General features: G+C 72.3%; 23 protein-coding genes and 1 pseudogene. 7 read left to right on the top strand and 17 right to left on the bottom strand.

Features of this window, described 5'->3' with window-relative positions; genetic code table 11:
- Window positions 1-2: 2 nt before the first annotated feature.
- The 3 genes from ABIH81_RS20555 to ABIH81_RS20545 are packed head-to-tail and all read left to right on the top strand — an operon-like array spanning window position 3 to window position 4326.
- Window positions 3-1529 (top strand): xylan 1,4-beta-xylosidase, encoded by a 1527-nt coding sequence (locus ABIH81_RS20555; protein WP_349876518.1) that lies wholly within the window; start codon window positions 3-5, stop codon window positions 1527-1529.
- Window positions 1526-2218 carry a hypothetical protein gene (locus ABIH81_RS20550; protein ID WP_349876517.1) on the top strand — a complete coding sequence of 231 codons (693 nt, stop codon included), beginning with the start codon at window positions 1526-1528 and terminating at the stop codon, window positions 2216-2218. The genes ABIH81_RS20555 and ABIH81_RS20550 overlap by 4 nt, the downstream gene beginning before the upstream one ends.
- Window positions 2215-4326, top strand: coding sequence for an alpha-glucuronidase (locus tag ABIH81_RS20545; protein WP_349876516.1), 2112 nt, complete (start codon window positions 2215-2217; stop codon window positions 4324-4326). Before ABIH81_RS20550 ends, ABIH81_RS20545 begins: the two co-directional genes overlap by 4 nt.
- Before the next feature lie 10 nt (window positions 4327-4336).
- Here the strand turns inward: ABIH81_RS20545 and manD are convergent, their stop codons facing one another.
- The 3 genes from manD to ABIH81_RS20530 all read right to left on the bottom strand — a co-directional run bounded on the left by manD (window position 4337) and on the right by ABIH81_RS20530 (window position 6092).
- Window positions 4337-5545 carry a D-mannonate dehydratase ManD gene (gene manD, locus ABIH81_RS20540; protein WP_349876515.1) on the bottom strand — a complete coding sequence of 403 codons (1209 nt, stop codon included), beginning with the start codon at window positions 5543-5545 and terminating at the stop codon, window positions 4337-4339.
- 88 nt (window positions 5546-5633) lie between these two features.
- The gene (locus ABIH81_RS20535) at window positions 5634-5804 is read right to left on the bottom strand and encodes a hypothetical protein (protein ID WP_349876514.1); all 171 of its coding nucleotides are present in this window, start codon (window positions 5802-5804) and stop codon (window positions 5634-5636) included.
- A 57-nt stretch (window positions 5805-5861) separates the two neighbouring features.
- Window positions 5862-6092, bottom strand: a complete 231-nt coding sequence (locus ABIH81_RS20530; protein ID WP_349876513.1) for a hypothetical protein — start codon at window positions 6090-6092, stop codon at window positions 5862-5864.
- Between the two features lie 123 nt (window positions 6093-6215).
- Between ABIH81_RS20530 and ABIH81_RS20525 the strand changes: the two genes are divergently transcribed.
- Window positions 6216-7019, top strand: a complete 804-nt coding sequence (locus tag ABIH81_RS20525; RefSeq protein ID WP_349876512.1) for a DUF1206 domain-containing protein — start codon at window positions 6216-6218, stop codon at window positions 7017-7019.
- Window positions 7020-7142: 123 nt separating this feature from the next.
- Here ABIH81_RS20525 and ABIH81_RS20520 read toward each other — a convergent pair whose 3' ends face one another.
- From ABIH81_RS20520 to ABIH81_RS20510, 3 genes are all read right to left on the bottom strand, one after another.
- Entirely contained in the window at window positions 7143-8303 is a 1161-nt protein-coding gene (locus ABIH81_RS20520) for an alkaline phosphatase PhoX (protein ID WP_349876511.1), read from the bottom strand.
- 109 nt (window positions 8304-8412) lie between these two features.
- Window positions 8413-9264 (bottom strand): SgcJ/EcaC family oxidoreductase, encoded by an 852-nt coding sequence (locus ABIH81_RS20515; RefSeq protein WP_349876510.1) that lies wholly within the window; start codon window positions 9262-9264, stop codon window positions 8413-8415.
- Between the two features lie 38 nt (window positions 9265-9302).
- Window positions 9303-10313 (bottom strand): sigma-70 family RNA polymerase sigma factor, encoded by a 1011-nt coding sequence (locus ABIH81_RS20510; RefSeq protein WP_349881170.1) that lies wholly within the window; start codon window positions 10311-10313, stop codon window positions 9303-9305.
- Between the two features lie 277 nt (window positions 10314-10590).
- Between ABIH81_RS20510 and ABIH81_RS20505 the strand changes: the two genes are divergently transcribed.
- Complete coding sequence (locus ABIH81_RS20505; protein ID WP_349876509.1) at window positions 10591-10899, top strand: PadR family transcriptional regulator; 309 nt, start codon at window positions 10591-10593, stop codon at window positions 10897-10899.
- Window positions 10900-10915: 16 nt separating this feature from the next.
- On the opposite strand, the gene ABIH81_RS20500 is transcribed toward ABIH81_RS20505, so the two are convergent.
- Window positions 10916-12103 (bottom strand): APC family permease, encoded by a 1188-nt coding sequence (locus ABIH81_RS20500; RefSeq protein ID WP_349881169.1) that lies wholly within the window; start codon window positions 12101-12103, stop codon window positions 10916-10918.
- Window positions 12104-12472: 369 nt separating this feature from the next.
- The gene (locus ABIH81_RS20495; RefSeq protein WP_349876508.1) at window positions 12473-13909 is read right to left on the bottom strand and encodes a transposase; all 1437 of its coding nucleotides are present in this window, start codon (window positions 13907-13909) and stop codon (window positions 12473-12475) included.
- Window positions 13910-13934: 25 nt separating this feature from the next.
- Here ABIH81_RS20495 and tnpA point away from each other — a divergent pair, with 25 nt between their 5' ends.
- Window positions 13935-14369 (top strand): IS200/IS605 family transposase, encoded by a 435-nt coding sequence (gene tnpA, locus ABIH81_RS20490; RefSeq protein WP_349876507.1) that lies wholly within the window; start codon window positions 13935-13937, stop codon window positions 14367-14369.
- Here tnpA and ABIH81_RS20485 read toward each other — a convergent pair.
- The 8 genes and pseudogenes from ABIH81_RS20485 to ABIH81_RS20450 form a co-directional block, all read right to left on the bottom strand.
- The gene (locus ABIH81_RS20485) at window positions 14366-14986 is read right to left on the bottom strand and encodes an MFS transporter (RefSeq protein ID WP_349876506.1); all 621 of its coding nucleotides are present in this window, start codon (window positions 14984-14986) and stop codon (window positions 14366-14368) included. The two genes, tnpA and ABIH81_RS20485, sit on opposite strands and share 4 nt — an antisense overlap.
- Window positions 14987-15098: 112 nt before the next feature.
- Window positions 15099-15335 (bottom strand): annotated as a pseudogene (locus ABIH81_RS20480) (MFS transporter); the annotation flags it as partial.
- Between the two features lie 137 nt (window positions 15336-15472).
- Complete coding sequence (locus ABIH81_RS20475; RefSeq protein WP_349876505.1) at window positions 15473-16888, bottom strand: FAD-dependent oxidoreductase; 1416 nt, start codon at window positions 16886-16888, stop codon at window positions 15473-15475.
- Between the two features lie 75 nt (window positions 16889-16963).
- On the bottom strand, window positions 16964-17461 hold the full coding sequence (locus tag ABIH81_RS20470) for an N-acetyltransferase family protein (RefSeq protein ID WP_349876504.1): 498 nt from the start codon (window positions 17459-17461) through the stop codon (window positions 16964-16966).
- Window positions 17461-17802 (bottom strand): metalloregulator ArsR/SmtB family transcription factor, encoded by a 342-nt coding sequence (locus ABIH81_RS20465; protein WP_349881168.1) that lies wholly within the window; start codon window positions 17800-17802, stop codon window positions 17461-17463. The genes ABIH81_RS20470 and ABIH81_RS20465 overlap by 1 nt, the downstream gene beginning before the upstream one ends.
- Entirely contained in the window at window positions 17799-18989 is a 1191-nt protein-coding gene (locus ABIH81_RS20460; protein ID WP_349876503.1) for a M28 family peptidase, read from the bottom strand. The genes ABIH81_RS20465 and ABIH81_RS20460 overlap by 4 nt, the downstream gene beginning before the upstream one ends.
- A 50-nt stretch (window positions 18990-19039) precedes the next feature.
- Window positions 19040-19285 (bottom strand): hypothetical protein, encoded by a 246-nt coding sequence (locus ABIH81_RS20455; protein ID WP_349876502.1) that lies wholly within the window; start codon window positions 19283-19285, stop codon window positions 19040-19042.
- A 14-nt stretch (window positions 19286-19299) separates the two neighbouring features.
- Window positions 19300-19449, bottom strand: coding sequence for a hypothetical protein (locus ABIH81_RS20450; RefSeq protein WP_349876501.1), 150 nt, complete (start codon window positions 19447-19449; stop codon window positions 19300-19302).
- 88 nt (window positions 19450-19537) lie between these two features.
- Here ABIH81_RS20450 and ABIH81_RS20445 point away from each other — a divergent pair, with 88 nt between their 5' ends.
- Window positions 19538-19921 carry a metalloregulator ArsR/SmtB family transcription factor gene (locus ABIH81_RS20445; RefSeq protein ID WP_349876500.1) on the top strand — a complete coding sequence of 128 codons (384 nt, stop codon included), beginning with the start codon at window positions 19538-19540 and terminating at the stop codon, window positions 19919-19921.
- Between the two features lie 19 nt (window positions 19922-19940).
- Here the strand turns inward: ABIH81_RS20445 and ABIH81_RS20440 are convergent, their stop codons facing one another.
- On the bottom strand, window positions 19941-21095 hold the full coding sequence (locus ABIH81_RS20440) for an NAD(P)/FAD-dependent oxidoreductase (RefSeq protein WP_349876499.1): 1155 nt from the start codon (window positions 21093-21095) through the stop codon (window positions 19941-19943).
- Between the last annotated feature and the right edge of the window lie 36 nt (window positions 21096-21131).

Genomic DNA, 21131 nt, shown 5'->3' with positions numbered 1-21131 from the left:
CGATGCGCGGCACCGTTCCCGAGCGGCCCACCGGCCGGCTGACCGACGCCTGGCGTACCTGCGTGGGCACCGGCCGGTTCGACCTGGCCCTGCGACGCGACTATCAGGACTCGCTGGCGCTGGTGCAGCGGGACATCGGTTTCCGGCACATCCGCGGGCACGGGCTGCTCAGCGACGGCGTCGGCGTGCACCGCCCCTACGAATACCAGGGCGAGCGCCGGGTGCGGCACGTCTTCACCTACGTCGACCAGGTCGTCGACGCCTACCTCGCAGTGGGCATCCGGCCCTTCGTGGAGCTGGGGTTCATGCCCTCGGCGCTCGCCTCCGGCGACCAGACGGTGTTCTGGTGGCGGGGCAACGTGACGCCTCCCCGGTCGTACACCGAATGGGGTGACCTGGTCCGCGCCACGGTGGCCCACCTGGTCGACCGGTACGGCCTCGACGAGGTGCGCGGCTGGCCCGTCGAGGTGTGGAACGAGCCCAACCTGGCGGCGTTCTGGTCCGGCGCCGACCAGGACGCCTACCACCGCCTGTACGAGGTGTCGGCCCGTGCCGTCAAGGACGTCGACGCGGCGCTCCAGGTCGGCGGCCCGGCGCTGTCCCCCGGCGCCGACGAGTGGCTCAAGCCGTTCGCCGAGTTCGTCACCGACCGCGACGTGCCGGTCGACTTCGTCAGCCGGCACGCCTACACCTCCGGCCCGGCGCGGCACCTGCCGTTCGGCACCCGGCAGACCCTGGCCCCGGCCACCGAACTGCTGGAGCAGTTCGCCGCGCCCCGCCGGCACCTGGCCGGCACCGCGCTGGCCGGCCGCCCGGTGCACATCACCGAGTTCAACTCCTCCTACCGGCCGGACAACCCGATCCACGACACGGCCTTCCACGCCGCCTACCTCGCTCCGGTGCTGGCCGGCGGCGGGGACCTGGTCGACTCCTTCTCCTACTGGACCTTCAGCGACGTGTTCGAGGAGGAGGGGGTGCCCACTGCGCCGCTGCACGGCGGCTTCGGCCTGCTCACCCACCGGCAGATCAAGAAACCCACCTACCACCTGTACGCGTTCATGGCCCGGCTCGGCGACGAGGTGCTCGCGCGCGGGCCGGACCACCTCGTCACCCGGCACCCCGACGGCCGGGTCGCGGTGCTGGCCTGGGCCCCGGTGGACGTCACCGGCCGGGAACCGGCACCGGAGCGGCACAGCCTGTCGCTGTCGGTTCCGATCGGCCCGCCGGGCACCGCGTCGGCGTTCCTGCTCCGCTCGTCGGTGAGCGAGGACGCCGGCAACGCCTGGGCGGCCTGGCGGGAGATGGGCAGCCCGCACTCCCCCCGGCCCCGGCAGCTCGACGCGTTGCGGGAGGCCGCCGAGCCGGCCCGTACCCATCGGGCCCTGCCGGTCACGGGCGGGCGGGCCGACCTCGACCTCGACCTCGCCCGGCACGAGGTGACCCTCGCCGAGCTGACTCCGGTGGTGGACGAGACCCCGCCGTGGTGGGACGACGACCGGCTGCTCGACCGGCCCGGGGAGCGATCATGAGCAGCCACCCGGCCGGCGGGCTGCGGGAGTTCGGCGACGGGCCGCTGTCGCGAGCCGCCGCCGTGGTCCACATCCTGCTCGTGACCGAACTGCTGCTCCTGGTGAGCATGCTGCCCGGCCTGGCCGTGCTCGTGCTGCTCGAACGCGACAGCAGCAACCTCCCACTCGTCGCCGCCGCCGCGCTGCCGGTCGGCCCGGCGGTCTCGGCCGCCCTGTACACGCTGCGGCACCAACGCCCCGACCTGACCGATCTCCGTCCCGCCGCCGTGTTCCGCCGGGCCTACCGGACCAACCTGCCGGGCGCGTTGCGCGTCTGGGCACCGACGCTGCTGTGGCTGGCCGTCATCGTGGTCAACCTGGCGAACCTGCCCGCCGCCGCCGTCCCCGGCTGGTGGGCCGTGCCGCTGGTGGTGGTCGGTGCGGGCGTGGTCCTGGTCGGGCTCAACGCGCTGGTGATCGTCTCACTGTTCACCTTCCGCACCCGCGACGTGCTCCGGCTCGCCCTCTACTACGTGGCGCGCAAGCCCGGCGTCACGTTCGGCAACGTCGTACTCCTGGCCGCCGCCGCCGGTGTCACAGCGGTGTTCTCCGAGGCGGTGCTCGCCCTGCTGGCCGCGCTCCTGGTGCTGGCGCTGCTGCGGATCGGTGACCCGATGATCGACGACATCCGGGCGGAGTTCACCGCATGAGCGTTCCGGTCACCGGCCGGGCGTCGGCCGACGCCGGCGAGTCGACCTGGCACGCCGCCTGGCTGCCGCCCGCGGCGTTCCGCGAACTCGGCTCCCGCGGGGTGCTGGTGCACGGCGACGGCCTGCTGGTCGGCACCGTCCTCGACGAGGTGAGCCGGGCCTGCGCCCGGTACGGCGGACGGGTCTGGCACGGTCCACCGTGGGAGGTGGACGCCGACCTGGTGCTGGCCCTGCGCGAGGCCGGCCCGGTGCCGAACGCGGCGGCGGAGGCGGCCCGCCTCGGTGCGACACCGGCGGTGAACGGCACTGGTGACGGCGCCCTCGGCGACGAGGGGTACCTGCTGGCGCGGGTGGACGGCGTGACTGTGGTGCTGGCCGACGCGCCGGCCGGCCTGCTGTACGGGATGTTCCACGTGGTCCGGCTCGGCGCGGCGGCCTTCGACGACGACCTTCCGGCCCGGCGGCACCGGCCGGCGCTGGACCGGCGCATGCTCGACCACTGGGACAACGTGGCCGTACACCCGGTGTCGGGCCAGGTCGAGCGGGGCTACGCCGGCGGCTCCCTGTTCTGGCGCGACGGCGCCGCCCGGCGCGAGCCCGCCCGGCTCCGCGACTACGGGCGCCTGCTCGCCGCCTGCGGCGTCAACGCGATCTCGGTGAACAACGTCAACGTGCACGACACCGAGGCGCGGTTGCTGACCGACCGGCTCGGCGACGTCGCGGAGATCGCCGAGGTGCTCCGCCCGTACGGCATCCGGGTGCATCTGTCGGTGACCTTCGCCGCGCCGGTGGTCCTCGGCGGCCTGCCCACCGCCGATCCGCTGGACGACCGGGTCCGGGCCTGGTGGGCCGCCGCCACCCGGCGGGTCTACCAGCGGATCCCCGACTTCGGCGGCTATCTGGTGAAGGCCGACTCCGAGGGCCGGCCCGGCCCGTTCGCGTACGGGCGCGACCACGCCGACGGCGCGAACCTGCTCGCCGAGGCGCTCGCCCCGCACGGCGGCGTGGTGCGCTGGCGGGCGTTCGTCTACGACCACCGCCAGGACTGGCGGGACCGGTCGACCGACCGGGCCCGGGCCGCGTACGACCACTTCGCGCCGCTGGACGGGCGATTCGCCGGCAACGTGATCCTCCAGGTGAAGTTCGGCCCGATCGACTTCCAGCCACGCGAACCGGTGTCCCCGGTGCTCGCCGCGATGCCGGCGACCCGGTTGGCGGTGGAGGTGCAGGCGACGCAGGAGTACACCGGCCAGCAGCGGCACGTCTGCTACCTCGCACCCTGGTGGAGCGAGGTGCTGCGGTTCCGGCCCCGGGGCGAGGCCGGCGGCACGATCGCCGACGTGGCGGCCGGGCGGGCGGGCGCCGGTGGCGGCCTGGTCGCCGTGTCCAACGTGGGCGACGACCCGTTCTGGACCGGGCACCCGCTGGCCCAGGCGAACCTGTACGCCTTCGGCCGGCTCGCCTGGGATCCGCTGCAGGATCCCGCCGCGATCCTCGACGAGTGGATCGACCTGACCTGGCTGCCGGTCACCAAAGGCGATCCGGAACCGGTGCGGCGCACGATGCACGCGATCATGGACGACTCCTGGCGCACCTACGAGCGCTACACCGCCCCGCTCGGCGTCGGCTTCATGGTGCGGCCCGGCCACCACTACGGCCCGGACGTGGACGGCTACGAGTACACCCCGTGGGGCACGTACCACTTCGCCGACCGCGACGGCGTCGGGGTGGACCGGACCCGGGCGACCGGGACCGGCTTCACCGGCCAGTACCCACCGCCGTGGTCGGAGGTGTACGAGTCACGCGAACGCTGCCCCGACGAACTGCTGTTGTTCTTCCACCACGTCCCCTACCGGCACGTGCTGCACAGCGGCCGTACCGTGATCCAGCACATCTACGACACCCACTTCGCCGGGGTCGAGGAGGTGGCGGCGATGCGGGAGCGGTGGCGGCTCGTCGCCGGGGCGGTCGACCCGGCCGTCCACGACCGGGTCGCCGAGCGCCTCGACGAACAGCTCCGCAGCGCCGTCGAGTGGCGGGACCAGATCAACACCTACTTCTTCCGCAAGTCCGGGATGCCGGACGCCCACGGTCGCCGCATCCACTGAACCGGCACGCTCACCAGGGGTGCACGGTGCCGTCCGCCAGCCGGTTCACCGGCAGGTAGGCCGGCGCGTACGGGTAGCGGGCCGCGGCCTGCTCGTCGATGTCCACCCCGAGCCCCGGGGTCTCGGCCGGATGCAGGTAGCCGCCGTCGAAGTGGTAGCCGTGCGGGAACACCTCGTCCGTCTGTTCGGTGTGCCGCATGTACTCCTGGAGGCCGAAGTTGGGGATGGCGAGGTCCAGGTGCAGCGCGGCGGCCATGCAGACCGGGGAGAGGTCGGTGGCGCCGTGCGAGCCGCTGCGGACGTGGTGCAGCGCGGCGAGGTCGAAGATGCGTCGCAGATGGGTGATCCCGCCGGCGTGGACCACAGTGGTACGAATGTAGTCGATGAGCTGTTCCCGGATGAGCTGGGCGGCGTCCCAGATGCTGCTGAAGACCTCGCCGACCGCGATCGGCGTGGTGGTGTGCGAGCGGATGAGCCGGAAACCCTCCTGGAGGTCCGCCGGGACCGGATCCTCCATCCAGGTCAACGCGTACGGCTCCAGGCTCCTGCCGAGCCGCGCCGCCTCGATCGGGGTGAGCCGGTGGTGCACGTCGTGCAGCAGCCGGAGGGTGGGGCCGAACTCCTCACGGACCCGGGCGAACACACCCGGCACGTGGGCCAGATATGCCTCCGTCGACCAGGTCGTCTCGGTCGGCAGCGCGGCGTCGGCGGGCTCGTAGAACATCTTGTCGGCGCTGACGCCGTACGTCCGGGGCAGGCCGGGCACGCCGCACTGCACCCGCACCGCGCGGTAGCCGAGGTCGACGAAGCGGGCGACCTCGGTCAGCACCTCGTCGACGGTCTCGCCGTTGGCGTGTCCGTACACGGTCACGCCCTCGCGGGACCGGCCACCGAGCAACTGGTAGACCGGCAACCCGGCGACCTTGCCCTTGATGTCCCACAGCGCGGTGTCCACGGCGGCGACGGCGCTCATCGTGACCGGCCCGCGCCGCCAGTACGACCCCTGGTAGAGGTACTGCCAGGTGTCCTCGATCCGGGCCGGATCCCGCCCGATCAGCAGCGGCACGACGTGGTCGCGCAGATAGGACGCGACGGCGAGTTCCCGGCCGTTGAGGGTGGCGTCGCCGACTCCGGTGACGCCGGCGTCGGTGACGACCTTCAGGGTCACGAAGTTGCGGCCGGGACATGACACGATGACCCGGGCATCGACGATTCTCATCCGGTCTCCCCTGCGGTCGGCGCGCCCGTCACCACAGAATTATCCATCATCATCGATTGATGATGGGGCCGGTGCGGGGCCGGGCCGGTCAGGCCGGTTCGGGTACGCCCCCGGGCTCCCCGTCGTCGGGCATCGGCTCGACCGGCGCCTCGGGCAGTTCGCCGGGCGTGTCCGGGAGGAGTTCGCCGGGGTCGTCCGGCACGTCCTCACGCGGGTCGATCGGCGGGTACACCTCGGGATCGAGGTCGGGGTCGGTCATCGGCTCAGTATCCGACGCCACCGCCGGGACCGCTCGCCGGCGTCTGATCGAGCGCCGTCACGGGCTCTCACCGTCGCCGGCCGAGGGCGCGGACGACCGGTCCGCCGGCTTGCGCAACCACAGCCACACCCCCGCCAGCAGGCACGCCGCGCCCCCGACCGCGACCGCCGACTCGGCCAGCTCGGAGAGATCGTCGAGGAACGGGAAGGTGTGGGAGGCCGCCATCGCCAGAAACCCGATCAGCAACAGGACGCCGGCGAGGATCCGCTGGAGAATCACGCTCCTCATTGGACCACGGCGTGTCCCGCAGCCCGCAGGCGGCGTGGCGCCGGCGCACGGCCACGCCACCGCCGGGCGCACCCCCGACGGCGAGCAGGTTTCGCCGGAGCCGCGCGCGGAGATTGTCGGCGCATGTCATCGCTGTCCACGCGGGCTCGCGGCGCCCTCTCCCGCGCCGCCGGCAACCCGGCTCTGGAGCGCCTCACCCGGGCCGGCTTCGTCGGCTACGGAATCCTGCACCTGCTCTTCGCCTGGGTCGTCGCGCGGGTCGCCTCGGGCGGGCCGACCGCCGACGGCGACCAGTCGGGCGCGATGCAGGAGATCGCCGACGAGCCGTTCGGGCTGACGCTCATCGCGGCGATCGTCGTCGGGCTGGTGGCCATGGCGGCCTGGCAGGTGCTGGAGATGCTCCGGGAGCGCCGGCTGATCGAGCGGATGGCATCGGCCGGCCGCGTCGCGTTCTACCTCTACCTCGCCGTGAGCGGGGTCAAGGTGCTGCGCGGCAAGAAGTCGTCGAGCGCCGACACCCAGCAGGACACCGCGGAGGGTCTCCTCGCGTCGAGCGGCGGTCGCGTCGCGGTCGTCGCGGCCGGCCTGGTCCTGGCCGGGATCGGCGGATGGCTGGCGTTCGTCGGGCTCACCAGACGTTTCGAGAAGCACCTGCGGGTCGGCGAGATGGCCGCCGGGACGCGGCGGCTCGTGCGCCGGCTCGGCGCGGCCGGTTTCGTGGCGAAGGGCCTCGCGTATGGGATCGCCGGCGCGCTGTTCGTCATCGCGGGGTGGCGGTACGACCCGGACAAGGCGCGTGGACTCGACGCGGCGCTGCGGACGCTGGCCGGCGAGGCGTACGGCACCGCTCTGCTGCTCGTGATCGCGCTCGGCTTCGCGGCGTACGGCGTGTTCGCGCTGACCGAGGCGCGCTACCGCAGGATCTGACCGGCCGGCGCAGGGCTGGTCGTCCCGGCGGTCCGGGAGGAGCGCGCCGGCGAGGGACGCCCGGTGAAGACCGGGTATCCCTCGCCGGGCGGCCACGTGCCGGTCAGCGGGGCCGGGAGCCGGTCAACGGCGGAACGGCCCGGTGACGCAGTACGTGATGCCGCCGGAGGACGAGCCGGTCGTGCCGCGCTGCGACGGGAAGTACAGCCGGTCCCCGGCCGGGGTGAACGCCGGCCCGGTGATCTCCGAACCGCCCTGTCCGGTGATCCGCAGGAAGACGGAGATCTTGTCGTCCGGCGTGATCATGCAGATCTCCATGTTGCCGCCGTCCTCGGCGACGTACAGGTCACCGGCCGTGGACCCGGTGATGTTGTCGACGCCGGTCAGCGGAGCGGTGCCGGGGCTGACCAGGTTGTCGTCGTAGGCCAGCTCGTACGTGCCGGCGGCCAGGTTGACCTGCCACACGCGGTTGTCGCCCTTCGTGGTGAACCAGACGGTGTCGTCCGCGTAGTGACAGCCCTCGCCACCGTTGAACGTCTTCGCGCCGGACACCTGCTGCCGGGTCGGGGTGGGCGAGCCGTCCGGGTCGGGCACGGTGGCCCAGGTGAACGTGCCGGAGGTGGCCGTACCGGCGCGGAAGACCTGGAGGGTTCCGGCGGACAGGTCGCCCCAGGTGGTCGGCACGAAGCGGTAGAACTTGCCGTCGGTCTCGTCCTCGGTCAGGTAGACGACCCGGCGGACCGGGTCGGCCGCGGCCGCCTCGTGCTTGAACCGGCCCATCGCGGGACGCGCCACGGCGGTCCCACCCAGGGGGTACGTCTCGAAGACCCGGCCCAGGGACACCTCCTCGCAGGAGAGCCAGGTGTTCCACGGCGTCTTGCCCCCGGCGCAGTTGCTGTTGGTGCCGGAGAGGATCCGCGACGCCCCGACCACGGCGCCACTGGAGTTGAAGACCAGGCGTGAGGCGCCGCCGCCCGCACCGGCCGCCACCTCGGAGTTCGACACGTAGATCCAGCCGGCGCCGTTCGGGAACACCGCGCCGCCGTCCGGGGCGTCGTGCCAGGTGTACGACGTCCCCGGCACCGTCCGGCGGGACCGCGCGACGATCGAGCTGGTGAAGCCGGCCGGCAACTGGATGCCGTTGGCGTCGGCGGCCTGAAGCCCACCGTAGGGCCCCGCCGCGTTCTGCGCCGGGGCTCCGTACGCCGCCGACCACGCCGTGAACGGCAGGGCGACGGCGCCCGCACCGACAACAGTGGCCCGCAACATCGCTCGACGATCCATGGAACCTCCTCGGTAGGTTCCCCAGATCTGACCGTGCGGAGCTTACGCACTCCGATCTGTTGCATGAACGTCGATGGACGGCTCGGTGTGCGACGTCGCGCCCGCGCCGCTACGGACGCAGATCCGTCCGTGCCTTGCCGGTCGAGGGGTCGTACGGGTAGGAGAGGTGCTGATGGGTCATCAGCCACGCCCCGTCGCGTCGCTGGAAGACCCGGGTGCCCCGGGACCAGCTCTCCGCCGGCGGACCACCGCTCGGGCGTACCGAGACGCGGTTGAGGCCCCACGCGACGGCGAGGTCGCCGTCGACCACGATCGTCAGGTCGGGCACGTCCCAGGCGACTGCTCCGTCACCTGACGCCGCCAAGCCCGCCGCGCAGACCTCGCGGACCGCGTTCACGCCGACGTACCGCAGCGGCTGGTCGTGCTCGTACGAGACCACGTCATCGGCGACGGCATCCATCAGGGCATCCAGATCCTTGGCCGCGGTGCCCTCGAACCAGCGCTGGTGGAGCCGGCGCACCTCCGCCTCGGCGGCGTCCGCGTCCGGGGCCGGCTCGGCGGTGGGCTCGGCGAGCGGGAAGGAGTGGTGTTCGTGCGTGACGACCCACCGGCCATCCCGCCTGCGCAGGCCGAGCGTCAGCCGCAGGCGGTTCTGCGGACGTGCGGCGAAGTCGGCCGGCGTGCCGCAGCGCAGGAGCGCGTACGCGAAGGCCACGTCCTCGCCTGCGACGACGTCCAGCGACTCGACCTCGAACGACGCGCCCTGCGCCTGCCACCTGAAGAACGGCGGCCAGATCTCCCGGTAGGCGTCCAACCCGCGCACGCCCTCGTACGGCGGCGGCACGTCGAACATCACGATGTCCTCGGCATGGCCGGCCAGGACGCCGGCGAGGTTCCCGTCATGAACCGCGGCGGCCCAGCGCTCGACCACGGCCCGGATCTGCTCTTCGTTGCTCGGCATGTCGGTTCTGCCCTTCGTGGCTGGTGAACCCGTCAGGACTACAACCCCGGCCGGACCGCGAACTCATCGCCTCCACGCGAACTTTCCGGCAGCCGATCCGGTAGGTGGAAGGCAGGCAGGCATGCGTCGAGGAACGAGACGACCTCGGCCACCCGGCGCCCCCGCAGCACGAGCAGGTCCAGCCCCGCCGGCAGGTAGGCGGCAGCCGCGTCGTTCCACAGGTACGTCCCGAACGCGAGCTGCCCGTTGGCACTCGTCGGCAGGAACCGCCACCTCCGCCCGCCGGTCACCTCGGTCAGGAAACCACGGAGCTGCTCATGGCCCTCGTACCAGACGCTCAGCGGCGGCATCGAGTACCGCGCGTCCTCCGTCAGCATCGCCACGATCGTCTCGACGTCGCCGGACTCCCACGCCGCGGTGTACCGCCTGGCCACCTCCCGCTGCCCCGCGTCGCCCAGCTCGGCGAGGATCCGCTGCTGAGTGCCGGACGGCGTCAGCCCGGCGACGATCCGGCGGGCCCGCTGCATCGCGCTGTTGACCGCGGCGACGGTGGTGACCAGCATCCCGGCGGTCTCCTCGGCGGAGTAACCGAGAACGTCACGCAGCAGCAGAACGGCACGTTGCCGCGGCGGCAGATGCTGCAACGCGGCGACGAACGCGAGTTCGATGCTCTCCCTCGCGATCGCGTGGGTCTCCGGATCCGGTTGAACGGACGGGGCAAGGGGGTCCGGATACGGTTCGAGCCAGGTCACCTCGGCCCGGGACACGCCCTGGGCGGTGAAATCGGTGGGCAGTTCACGCCGCCCGCGCGCGTCGAGGAGAGAAAGCGCGCGGTTGGTGGCGATCCGGTAGAGCCACGGCCGGATCGACCCACGATCCTCGAACCGGTCGACAGCCCGCCATGCCCGGTCCATGGTGTCCTGGACCGCGTCCTCCGCGTCGTGGAAGGAACCGAGCATCCGGTAGCAGTGCGCACGGAGTTCCTCCCGCAGGGGTTCGACCAGACGGCTGAAGGCCGCGCCATCGCCCGCGCGTGCCGCCGCCAGCATCCTCGTCGTCGCGTCCTGGCCCGACGGACCGGTTTCCGCCCGTGGTTCGCCCTGGCTCACCCGCTTGAATCTACCGCCGGGCACCGATCGCACCCGGGACGCTGCCCGGTGAGGGCCGTCAACCGCGGGCTCGTGGCCGGCGTCCTGCCGCCGGGGCCGCGCAATCCGGCCCCCTACCGATCTTCCTGGCTGCCCGCCGACGTGCTGACGGACGATCGTAGGATCGGATGCCGATATCGGTTCCGTCACTCATGACGGACGCAGGAGGTGGACCGGGTTGCGGGAGTTCCAGCGGGGTGCGGTGCGGCTGCACATCCTGCACCACGCCGCCGATCAGGAGATCCACGGCGCGTGGATGACCGAGGAACTGGCCTCCCACGGCTATCGGATCAGCCCCGGCACGCTCTATCCGACGCTGCACCGGCTGGAGGCCGACGGGCTGCTGGTCTCCGAGCAGCGGGTCGTCGAAGGGCGTACCCGCCGGGTCTACACGGCGACCGAGGCCGGGAAGAAGGCCCTCGCCGAGGACCGGAAGGCCCTGGCGGAGCTTGCTCGTGAGATCCTCGGCGACGACGCCGCCAAGTGACGCGAGACAGCGGTTCCTACGGCCACCGGCGTCCGTCGACCACGCGGCGGACGCCGTAGGCCGCGGCGCCGACAGCCAGCACTCCCGCCCCGGAGATCACTGAGGCGATCGGCAGGGCGAAGGCCAGCGCCAGGCAACCGGCCAGTCCGAGGAGAGGGATGATCCGGGGCGGACGGTTCTCCGACCGCGACAGGGTCCAGGCCGAGGCGTTGGCGATCGCGTAGTAGACGAGCACGCCGAAGGAGGAGAAGCCGATCGCGGAACGTAGGTCCGCGGTCGCCGCCAGGACCGCAACGACGGCCCCGACCAGCAGCTCGGCACGGTGAGGCACCGCGAACCGGGGATGCACGGCCGCCAACGCGTGCGGCAGATGACGGTCGCGGGCCATGGCCAGAGTGGTACGGGAGACACCGAGGATCAACGCCAGCAACGAACCGAGCGCCGCCACGGCGGCACCGGCACGCACCACCGGCACCAACTGCTGCACCCCGGCGGCCTCGACCGCGTCGGACAGCGGTGCGGCGGAGCCTGCCAGCCGCTGCGGCCCCAACGCCAGCAGCACCGCGACGGCCACCACCGCGTAGACGGCGAGGGTGATGCCGAGCGCGAGCGGAACGGCGCGCGGGATGACGCGAGCCGGATTCCGGACCTCCTCGCCGAGGGTGGCGATGCGCGCGTACCCGGCGAAGGCGAAGAACAGCAGGCCCGCCGCCTGCAGAACCCCGCCGACGGTCGCGTCCGCGCCGACGTTCAGCCGGGCCACGTCCGCCGTCCCTGAGCCGAGGGTGGCGACCACCACCACGGCCAGCACCACCAGGACAGCAGCGACGATCACTCGCGTGAGCAGTGCGGACCTCTCGATCCCGACGTAGTTCACCGCCGTCAGCGCCACCACGGCCGCCACCGCCACCGCATGCGCCTGATCGGGCCAGACGTAGAGGCCGACGGTCAGCGCGATCGCCGCGCAGGAGGCGGTCTTGCCGACCACGAACGCCCAGCCGGCCAGGTACCCCCAGAACTCACCCAGCCGCTCCCGCCCGTAGACGTAGGTGCCACCCGAGGCTGGATAGCGGGCGGCCAACCGCGCCGACGACGTGGCATTGCAGTACGCCACCACCGCCGCCACCGCCAGACCCACCAGCAGACCCGAGCCGGCCGCCCGCGCCGCGGGCGCGAAAGCGGCGAAGATCCCCGCACCGATCATCGACCCGAGCCCGATCACCACCGCATCGGACGTCCCCAGCCGCCGTCGCAGATCCCCCGACGCCGCCGCCGTAGTCGGCGACCTGTCCACGTGACCTCCTCCGGCGAGCCTGCACCCGTCCGCACACTACGGGATCAAATATCGGGTGGCGATATCGACTGACGAGTCGCTGCCTGTCCAGCGCAGGCTCAGCCGCCGGCGGCCGCGCGACCCGGGCAACGTGGGTCGTCACCTGGTCCGAGTGGACCTCGGGTCGAGGTCATGGCCGGCCTGCTGCGCGCTCGCCATGTGCGGGCGCTGGGGCTGGATCTGCTCCTGGCACGGCAGCAGTGCCATGGTCAGGGGGCCCGGTTGCGGTGCTCGCCGCGGTCACTCCTGCCCTCCCCACGAGCCGCATGCCGACGGCGGCGAGAAGGCATGCGGTGGTGACGGCGGCGAGCAGGCTGCGGTAGCCGCCGTGCGGCAGGAGCGCGGCGGCAAGCAGGGGCGCGGCGGCTTTGGCCGTGGTGACGAAGGCGGCGAGACGTCCGGCGATGGTGGCGTAGGCGGTGGTGCCTTGACATCCTCTTCGCCCTGAAGGACGGAGATTCCTTCCACGCTGCGCGTGGACGGCGCGGCGTCTGGGTGGGTTACCGCTTCACCGCGCGGCGCCGGGACGCGTCCCGGTCTTACCTGCGCTCCACGGTCGTTTCCGTTGTCCGCCTGTCCGGCGGCCAACACGTTCAGCGCCGCGTTCACGTCCCGGTCGTGGGCTGCTCCGCAGGGGCAGTCCCACGCTCGGATGTCCAGGGCCATCTTGTCGTTGATGCGTCCACACTTCGAGCACATGCGGGTGGACGGGAAGAACCGGTCCACCCGGCCGAAGGTGCGCCCGTGCCGGGCGGCCTTGTACTGCAGCATGGCGATGAAACTGGCCCACCCGGCGTCGTGGACGCTCTTGGCCAACCGGGTCCTGCCGAGACCGGTCACGCACAGGTCTTCGACGTACACCGCTTGGTTGTCGCGGATGATCTGCGTCGAGAGCTTGTGCTGCCAGTCCCGGCGGGTGTCGACCACCTGCGCGTGAGCACGGGCGACCTTGACAACGGCCTTCCTGTGGTTGGCCGAGCCCTTCTGCTTGCGGGAAAGGGCCTGTTGCAGCCGCTTGAGCCTGCGGGCCGCGCGGCGCAGGAACTTTGGTGCGGCCACCTTCGTACCGTCCGAGAGTACGGCGAAGTGTGTCAGGCCCAGGTCGATACCCACCTGCGAGTCCAGCTCGGGCAGCGGCTCGACGGTGGTCTGCACGACGAACGAGGCGAAGTACCGCCCGGCCGCGTCCTTGATGATCGCCACGCTGGACGGGGCCGAGGGCAGCGTCCGTGACCAGCGGACCGCGAGGTCGCCGACCTTCGGCAGCCGCAGGCGGCCGTTGTCGAGAACCTTGAACCGGGAGTTCTTCGTGAACCGGATGGCCTGCCGGTTGTCCTTGCGCGACCGAAACCGCGGCGGCGCGACCGTGCGTCCCTTGCGCTTGCCCGAGATCGAGGCGAAGAAGTTACGGTAGGCCGTGTTCAGATCCGCGAGTGCCTGCTGCAGCACCACGGCCGAGACTTCACCCAGCCACGCCCGCTCCGGGGTCGCCTTCGCCTCGGTGATCAGACGGCGGGACAACTCGGCGTCCGAGACGTACGGCAAGCCTTGTTTCCGTGCCTGCTGACGCAGGCGCAGCCCGTCGTTGAACACCACCCGCGCGCACCCGAACGCCCGAGCCAGCTCGATCTGCTGGCCGGGCGTCGGGTAGACGCGGAACTGGTAACGAAGCTGCACAACAAGCACCGTATCAACTTGGTCTATGGCTGAAGCTTCAGGCATCCGTACTGGCAGGCACTGCGTTTTCGCGATGCATGTCTACTTGGTCCTCGTGACGAAGTTTCGGCATAAGGTGTTCGCCGGCCGGCACCTGACCCGGATTGAGGCGATCATGCGATATGTCTGCGCCGACTTCGAGGCCGAGCTGGTGCAGTTCAACGGCGAGAACAACCACGTCCACCTGCTCGTGAACTTCCCGCCGAAGGTGGCGGTGACCCGGCTGGTCAACAGCCTCAAGGGCGTGTCCTCGCGTCGCCTGCGGCAGGAGTTCCCCGACCTGGTGCACCACTACTACCGGGCCAACAAGCTCTGGTCGGGCTCGTACTTCGCGGGCTCCGTCGCCGGCGCACCACTGAGCCTCGTGAAGCAGTACATGGACCAGCAGAACCGTCCCGGTCAAGGCACTGCTCAGGCCTAACGGGCCTCCCAGCGCGGGCCCTCACCCCCGGCCAAAAGGCCGGAGCACTGGCCCACATTCCGGTAGCGATCGGCCAGGAGGGCCGGGGTGGCGAGGCTGGCGATGCCGAAACCCAGCCCGAAGCCAGTGACAGCGACGACGGCTCCGACCCGGGTTCCGGCGGCGAGGGGCATGGCCGAGACGGCGGCGGCCTGGATGGCGAACACCGCAGCGACGATGGTGGTGACCGGTAGCCGGCGACGTGCGCCGGTGAGGACGAGTCGCCCGGTGACGGAAAGCACGCCCAGCAGGCCGGCGGCGGTGGCGGCGAAGGTGGCGGGGTGGCCGCGGCTGGTGAGGTAACCGACGAGGTGGACGCCGATGGTGCTGGTGGCGGCGCCGTGGACGATCAGGGCTGCGGCGAGGACCCAGAACCGCGCGTCGCGCATCGCGGCGCGCGCCGCGACGCGCCGCAGGGTGTGGCCCGGCCGCGCCGCGGGGGCGGACGCGGTGACGTGCGGCGGTGTGCGGACGGTGAGGGCGTGCAGAGGGATGGTCACCGTGCCGTGGATGGCGGCGAGTGTGAGTAGCGCGTCGCGCCAGCCGAGGTGGGCGACCAGGTAGCCGGTGAGTGGCATGAAGATGGTGCTGGCGAATCCTGCGACGACGGTGACTGCGAGCAGGGCGGTGGGGCCGCCGGTCGGGGGTGAACCAGGAGACGACGACGGCGAAGGCGGGTTCGTAGAGGACCATCGCGCCGGTGATTCCGATGCCGATCATCACGGCGTAGAGCTGTTCGATGGTCTGGACCTGGGACCAGGCGATCAGGAGTGCGGTGGCGGTGATCGAGCCGATGGTCATGAGGGCTCGTCCGCCGTGCCGGTCGAGCCACCTGCCGACGGGGACGGCCATCACCGCGCCGGCGAGGACGCTGGCGGTCAGCGCACCGGTGACGGCGGTGGTCGACGCCTCAAGGCTGGCGGCCATGGGGCCGAGCAGGACGGCGTACGCGTAGTAGAGGGTGCCGTAGCCGATGGTCGAGGTGATGGCGAGGGCGGCGACGATGCGCCACCCGTGGCGCCCGCCGACCGTGGGGCCGGCGGGCGCCGTCGTGGTGGTGGCCATCAGCTGGCGCAGCAGCCGCCGGTCTGGTCGCTGGTCGGGGTGTCGAGGCTGATCAGGTCGAGCGGTGCGGAGAGCAGGCCGCCGGAGATTCCGGTTGCCAGCCCTCGTGTGGCCGGCTGGGCTGCGGGCGCGGGTCCGCAGCAGCTGTCGGTGCCGGTGGATTCGGCGGGGTTGCTGTTGCAGACGCCGGTTTCGGGCAGGTCGAGCTGGACGTCGCGGGCCGCGTCCCAGTCGCCGGCGAGGGCGGCGACGACGGAGCGGACCTGCTCGTAGCCGGTGGCCATGAGGAACGTCGGGGCGCGGCCGTAGCTCTTCATGCCGACGGCGTAGTAGCCGACCTCGGGGTGGGCGAGTTCGTCGGCGCCGTGCGGGGGGACGGTGCCGCAGGAGTGCTCGTTCGGGTCGATCAGCGGGGCGAGGGCGCGGGTGGCGCCCATGATCGGGTCGAGGTCCAGGCGCAGCTCGGCGGCGATGGAGTGGTCGGGGCGGAAGCCGGTGGCGGCGACGATGCGGTCCACGGTGATGGACTCGTCGGTGCCGTCGTTGTGGCGGACGACCACGGCGACGCGGCCGTCGGCCGGGGTGAGCGCGTGCACGGAGAAGCCGGTGAGCAGGCGGATCCGGCCGGCGTCGACGTGGTCGCGCAGCCGGGAGCCGAGTGCGCCGCGGGCGGGCAGGGCGTCGGCGTCGCCACCGCCGTAGGTGCGGGCCGGGGACGCGGAGCGGATCGCCCAGGTCACCTCGGTGCCGGGCTCGGCGGCGGCCAGCTCGGCCAGGGAGAGCAGGGTGTTCGCGGCGGAGTGGCCGGCGCCGACGACGAGCGTGTGCCGGCCGGCGAAGCGGCGCCGGTCGGTGCCGAGCACGTCTGGCAGTGCGTGCTCGAGGAACGTTGCCACGTCCTTCTCGCCTCGGGCGGGGAGGCCGGAGGCGCCGAGGACGTTGGGGGTGCCCCAGGTGCCGGAGGCGTCGATGACCGCGCGGGCGAGCAGCTCGTCGCCGTCGGCGAGACGGATCAGGAACGGCGTCTGTTCGCGGCCGGCGGTGCGCAGCCGGTCCAGGCCGAGGCGGCTGATCGCCTCCACACGAGCGCCGTAGCGCAGGTGGGGCTTGAGCTGCGGCAGCTGCGCGAGTGGCTGGAGGTAGTCGGCGACGAGGTCCGCGCCGGTGGGCAGGGTGTCCTCGGCCGGGGCGACCCAGTCGGCGTCGTCGAGGAGTCGGCGGGCGGCCGGGTCGACGTTGTAGCGCCACGGGGAGAACACCCGCACGTGCCCCCACTGCCGCACGGCCGCGGCGGCGGTGTCGCCGGCCTCCAGGACAAGGAAGGGAAGGCCACGCTCGTGCAGGTGGGCGGCGGCGGCCAGACCCACCGGGCCCGCGCCGATCACCACGACGGGCAGCTCGTCCAGGACACTCATCGGAAACTCCTCTGTGTTGAGAACTGTCGAATCAAGAAGGCGCAGTGGTGCGGCGGCGGGCGGAACCGAGCGGGGTCAGGTGACGGCGGGGCTGCGTCGCTCGAGCAGCACCACGTCGCGCCACCGGCCGTGGTGCCGGCCGACCCGCTCGCGGGTGCCGATGACGCGGAACCCGGCCCGCTGGTGCAGGGCCAGGCTGGCGACGTTCTCCGGGAAGACGCCGGACTGGATGGTCCAGATGCCGGCGGCCTCGGTGGAGGCGATCAGCGCGTCCAGCAGCAGCCGGGCCACACCACGCCCGTGGGCGGCGGGGTCGACGTAGACGGAGTGCTCGACCACCCCGGCGTAGACCGCCCGGCTCGACGTCGGCGACACCGCCACCCACCCGATGACGATGTCGTCCGCGTCCACAGCCACGAGGCGGTGATCAGGCAGCCTGGCCGCGTCGAACACGGTCCACGTCGGTGCGGTGGTCTCGAAGCTGGCGTCGCCACCGTCGAGGCCGGCCTGGTAGATCGCGAGAACCCGGCCGGCGTCGTCCGCGGTCATCGGGCGGACGCTGATGTCGGCCATCAGCAGGCTCCCTTCGGGTTGGGGGCCGGGCGGCCCATGACGACGTCTGCGGCGGACGGGAAGCAGCCGACACAGGCGTCGTTGATGCGGTAGTGCCGGGCGGTGCCGACCGGCTCGACGAGCACGAACCGCACGTCGGTCAGGATCTTCAGGTGCTGGGAGACGGTGGACTGGGCCAGGCCGACTGCGGCGACGATCTCGCCGACGCTCATCGGCTGGGCGCGCCGGGCGAGGTATTCGACGATCTGCACCCGGGTCGGGTCGGCGAGGGCCCGGAACCACGAGGCGTAGGTCTGCGCGGTGTCCCGGTCGAGGAGGTCGCCCACCGTCACTCCCTCTATCGTTTATCGCCGATTGACGATGGAAGTCTAGACGGTGCTGTCGCGGCGAGGCGAGCGGTCGCGACAACGAGATGGGCGATTGCGCTGAGGGTGGCGGGGTCGACCTTGTCGGGGGTGTCAGCGGGGCTGTGGTAGCCGCCCATGCCGGCACCGATGCCGACTGCGGCGAATCCGGCCCCGCCGTAGCGGCGGTTGTCCGACGCCACCGGAGCCGCCGCCAGGGGGATGCCGGTGTGGCGGCCGGCCTGGTCGAGCAGGGCGAGGAGGCGATGGGCGGGACCACCGGCCTCCACCGCGGCCGCCCCGTCCAGGCGGCCGGCGCCGTCGACGTTGATGACCGTCGGCTCGGCACCCGCAGCGCGGAGTTGACCGGCGTGGTGGGCGGAGCCGAGAGCGCCGACCTCCTCCCCGTCGAGCAGTGCCACGGACAGTCCCGCACCGACCGGCAGCGCGGTGGTGAGAACGCGGGCGGCCTCGAGGACCACGGCGACGCCGGTGGCGTTGTCCGAGGCGCCGGGCAGGCGAAGCCCGGGGTGGTCGCCGACGCCGTCGTAGTGCGCGGTCAGCAGCAGGTCGGCGCCGGCCGGGACGGGCCTCCGGAGGCAGGCGTGGATGTTGACGCCGGTGACGTCGTCGCGGCGCAGCGGCGTCGCGCCGGCCAGCCAGCCGCCCCCCGCGGTGGCGGCGGCGAGGACGGCGTGGTGGGTGTCCGGGTCGAGGGTCAGCACCGGCAGCGGCCCCGGGTCGGGGCCGGCGAGCATGGTGAACTGCCAACCCTCGGCGTCGACCGGGCGCCGGACCAGCAGCCCGGCGGCGGCTTGGGCGTCGCGGTAGGCGTCGAACAGGCTCATCTCGGCCGGCACGACCAGCCACCGCCCTGCCGGGTCGTCCTTGCCGGCGACACCGAGGGCACCCCGGCGGATGTCGGGAGCGTCGGCGGAGACCGGGTGAATCGCGACCTGCCGTCCGAACACCAGCCCCTCGGTGCCGCCCCCATCGCCCCAGGTGACGGTCGGCGCCTCGTACACCTGCGGCACGGCGCGGACCGGGAACTCCTCGGTGCGGACGTCGGCGCCGAGGGCGGTGAACCGGCCGACGAGCCAGGCGCGGGCCGCCGCCCCGCCCGTCGAGCCGACCCGCCGTCCGGCTAGTGGAGCGGAGGCGAGGGTGGCGACGGTGGCGGTCATCCGGTCGACACTGAGCTGCTCAAGCGGGTCTGCGAGGTGCGTTGAGCCGGTCATGAGCAGCAGCCCTGTCCGGCGGCGACGGCATCGGCCCTGACCTCGGTGCCGCAGCACGAGTCAGCCGCCTGGGCGGCCTGCCGGGTTCCGCAGCACGGGTCACCGCCAGCGGATTCGCCGGCAGGCGGGAGGATGCCGCCGACGGCCTGGGCGGGGCTGCCGCAGCAGGCGCCGGAGCCGGTGATCCGCAGGGCTGCGGCGGGGTCGCCGGTGAAACCGCCGGTGGAGGCGTTCTCGCTCATGTCGGTTCCTCTCCTCAACGAGGGCTGATCAGCGTGTAGACGGCGGCGCGGGTGGTGTCGTAACGGCGCTCGGAGCGCTGCGCGGGGGTGGACACCTGGGCGCAGGAGTCGCAGAAGCGGACACCGGGCAGGGATCTGCGCGAGCGGCGGGTGGAGCCGAACATGCTCGTCCTCACTTCCTCGGAACGCCTGTCTTGACGTTCGTCGAATCAGAGACTTGCACGCTGATTAGAGAGATGTCAACCTAGAAGCATGTCGAAGCAAACGGGGTCTCTTCCGGTCGTCGATCTCAACGCCGACGCGCCGTGCTGCCCCCCGCTGGCGCAGCGCCGGGTTCCGGCGGAGACGGCCGCGGTCCTCGCGCCCGCGTTCAAGGCCCTCGGTGACCCGGTGCGGCTGCAGCTGATGTCGATGATCGCCTCCGCCGAGGACGGCGAGGCGTGTGTGTGCGACCTGACGCCGGCGTTCGACCTGACCGGGCCGACGATCTCGCACCACCTCAAGACGCTGCGCGAGGCGGGCCTGGTCGACGCCGAGCGGCGAGGCACCTGGGTCTACTACCGGGCCCGACCGCAGATCCTGCGCCAGCTCGCCGCACTGCTGTCGATCGAGCCGGCGGCCACGCCCAGAGCCTGACGTCGCTCCCCCATCGCCGTCATCCGCCCGCACCGTCCGTGGCTCGATCGGCGCGCACGGGCGGCGTCGAACGCTCGGCACCGGCGGCCGCGGGACGTACCTGACGGGGAGGACGCGGACGCCGGTCCACGCGTGCGGCGAGGGCCGCCATGACGTGCGCGGCGTCGCGCCCGACGCCGCGCAGGGTGTTCGAGGCGAAGGATCGCTGGAATTCCAGCCCCAGGTAGAGCAGACCGGGATGGGTGGTGGAGATGCCGCCCGCCTGCCGGGGTACGCCCTGGTTCAGTACGCCGAGTGGGGCGAGGTAGTCGAGATTCGGGCGGTAGCCGGTGGCGAAGATGACGGCATCGACGGATTCCGCGGTGCCGTCGCTCCAGACGACGCCGTCAGCGGTGAAGCGGGTGAACATCTCCCGCCGGGGAAGCTCACCTGAGGTGACGGCGTCGCGATAGCGGCCGGTGTCCAGCACGGCGGCATGCCGGATGAGCCGGGTGATGACCGGGCGCGGAAGCCGGTCGGCGCCGGTGACGCGCAGCCAGTGGTGCAGATCCCGGCCGCGGATGCGCTGCGGCAGGAACCGGACCGGTTCGCGCGTCGCCAGCGTCACCCGGGCGTGCCCGGTCAGTTCGTGGGCGACCTGGACAGCGGAGTTGCCGGCCCCCACGACCACCACCCGCCTGCCGTCGTATGCCTGGGGCCGGCGGTATCGGGCGACGTGCCGCAGATCCCCGGTGTACTCGCTCCGCCCTGGAAGGGTGGGCAGGTAGGGGTTGCCGAAGGAGCCGGTGGCGGCGACGACTCCGACAGCGGGCAGTTCGTCTCCGGTGTCGGTGCGGACGAAGTATCCGCCACCGCCGCCCGGACGTACGGCGACGACTCGGGTACGGGTACGGATCTCGACGTCCAGGGCATCGGCGTAGCGGCGGAGGTAGTCGACCACCTCGTCGCGGCGGGGGTAACGGTCCGGGTCGCCGTCGAAGGGCATGCCGGGCAGGGTGCTGTAGCGGGCGGGCGAGAACAGCGTGAGGCTGTCGTAGTAGTCAGGCCAGGAGCCCACCGGTTCGGCACCGGAGTGCAGGACCACGGGTCGCAGGCCGGCATCCAGGGCGGCGCGGGCGGCGGCGAGGCCGGACTGACCGCCGCCAACGATGATCACGCGATCTTGATCGTTCACACCACGATCATATCGTCGTTTCGTTGAATGACAATA

The sequence above is a fragment of the Micromonospora sp. HUAS YX12 genome, from assembly GCF_040215685.1.
Taxonomy (GTDB): Bacteria; Actinomycetota; Actinomycetes; order Mycobacteriales; family Micromonosporaceae; genus Micromonospora; species Micromonospora tulbaghiae.
Note: the sequence above shows the minus strand (reverse complement) of the source record. Positions and strands in the feature narration are given on the sequence as shown.

Bases quoted from the DNA above. Each gene is read 5' to 3' on its own strand.
- ABIH81_RS20535 (WP_349876514.1), bottom strand. From the start codon at position 5,804: ATGACCGACCCCGACCTCGATCCCGAGGTGTACCCGCCGATCGACCCG.
- ABIH81_RS20445 (WP_349876500.1), top strand. From the start codon at position 19,538: ATGTCGAAGCAAACGGGGTCTCTTCCGGTCGTCGATCTCAACGCCGAC.
- tnpA (WP_349876507.1), top strand. From the start codon at position 13,935: ATGGCTGAAGCTTCAGGCATCCGTACTGGCAGGCACTGCGTTTTCGCG.
- ABIH81_RS20515 (WP_349876510.1), bottom strand. From the start codon at position 9,264: ATGCCGAGCAACGAAGAGCAGATCCGGGCCGTGGTCGAGCGCTGGGCC.
- ABIH81_RS20555 (WP_349876518.1), top strand. From the start codon at position 3: ATGCGCGGCACCGTTCCCGAGCGGCCCACCGGCCGGCTGACCGACGCC.
- ABIH81_RS20455 (WP_349876502.1), bottom strand. From the start codon at position 19,285: ATGAGCGAGAACGCCTCCACCGGCGGTTTCACCGGCGACCCCGCCGCA.
- ABIH81_RS20500 (WP_349881169.1), bottom strand. From the start codon at position 12,103: ATGATCGGTGCGGGGATCTTCGCCGCTTTCGCGCCCGCGGCGCGGGCG.
- ABIH81_RS20530 (WP_349876513.1), bottom strand. From the start codon at position 6,092: ATGAGGAGCGTGATTCTCCAGCGGATCCTCGCCGGCGTCCTGTTGCTG.
- manD (WP_349876515.1), bottom strand. From the start codon at position 5,545: ATGAGAATCGTCGATGCCCGGGTCATCGTGTCATGTCCCGGCCGCAAC.
- ABIH81_RS20510 (WP_349881170.1), bottom strand. From the start codon at position 10,313: ATGCTGGCGGCGGCACGCGCGGGCGATGGCGCGGCCTTCAGCCGTCTG.
- ABIH81_RS20545 (WP_349876516.1), top strand. From the start codon at position 2,215: ATGAGCGTTCCGGTCACCGGCCGGGCGTCGGCCGACGCCGGCGAGTCG.
- ABIH81_RS20550 (WP_349876517.1), top strand. From the start codon at position 1,526: ATGAGCAGCCACCCGGCCGGCGGGCTGCGGGAGTTCGGCGACGGGCCG.
- ABIH81_RS20520 (WP_349876511.1), bottom strand. From the start codon at position 8,303: ATGGATCGTCGAGCGATGTTGCGGGCCACTGTTGTCGGTGCGGGCGCC.
- ABIH81_RS20470 (WP_349876504.1), bottom strand. From the start codon at position 17,461: ATGGCCGACATCAGCGTCCGCCCGATGACCGCGGACGACGCCGGCCGG.
- ABIH81_RS20450 (WP_349876501.1), bottom strand. From the start codon at position 19,449: ATGTTCGGCTCCACCCGCCGCTCGCGCAGATCCCTGCCCGGTGTCCGC.
- ABIH81_RS20460 (WP_349876503.1), bottom strand. From the start codon at position 18,989: ATGACCGCCACCGTCGCCACCCTCGCCTCCGCTCCACTAGCCGGACGG.
- ABIH81_RS20525 (WP_349876512.1), top strand. From the start codon at position 6,216: ATGTCATCGCTGTCCACGCGGGCTCGCGGCGCCCTCTCCCGCGCCGCC.
- ABIH81_RS20485 (WP_349876506.1), bottom strand. From the start codon at position 14,986: ATGCCACTCACCGGCTACCTGGTCGCCCACCTCGGCTGGCGCGACGCG.
- ABIH81_RS20475 (WP_349876505.1), bottom strand. From the start codon at position 16,888: ATGAGTGTCCTGGACGAGCTGCCCGTCGTGGTGATCGGCGCGGGCCCG.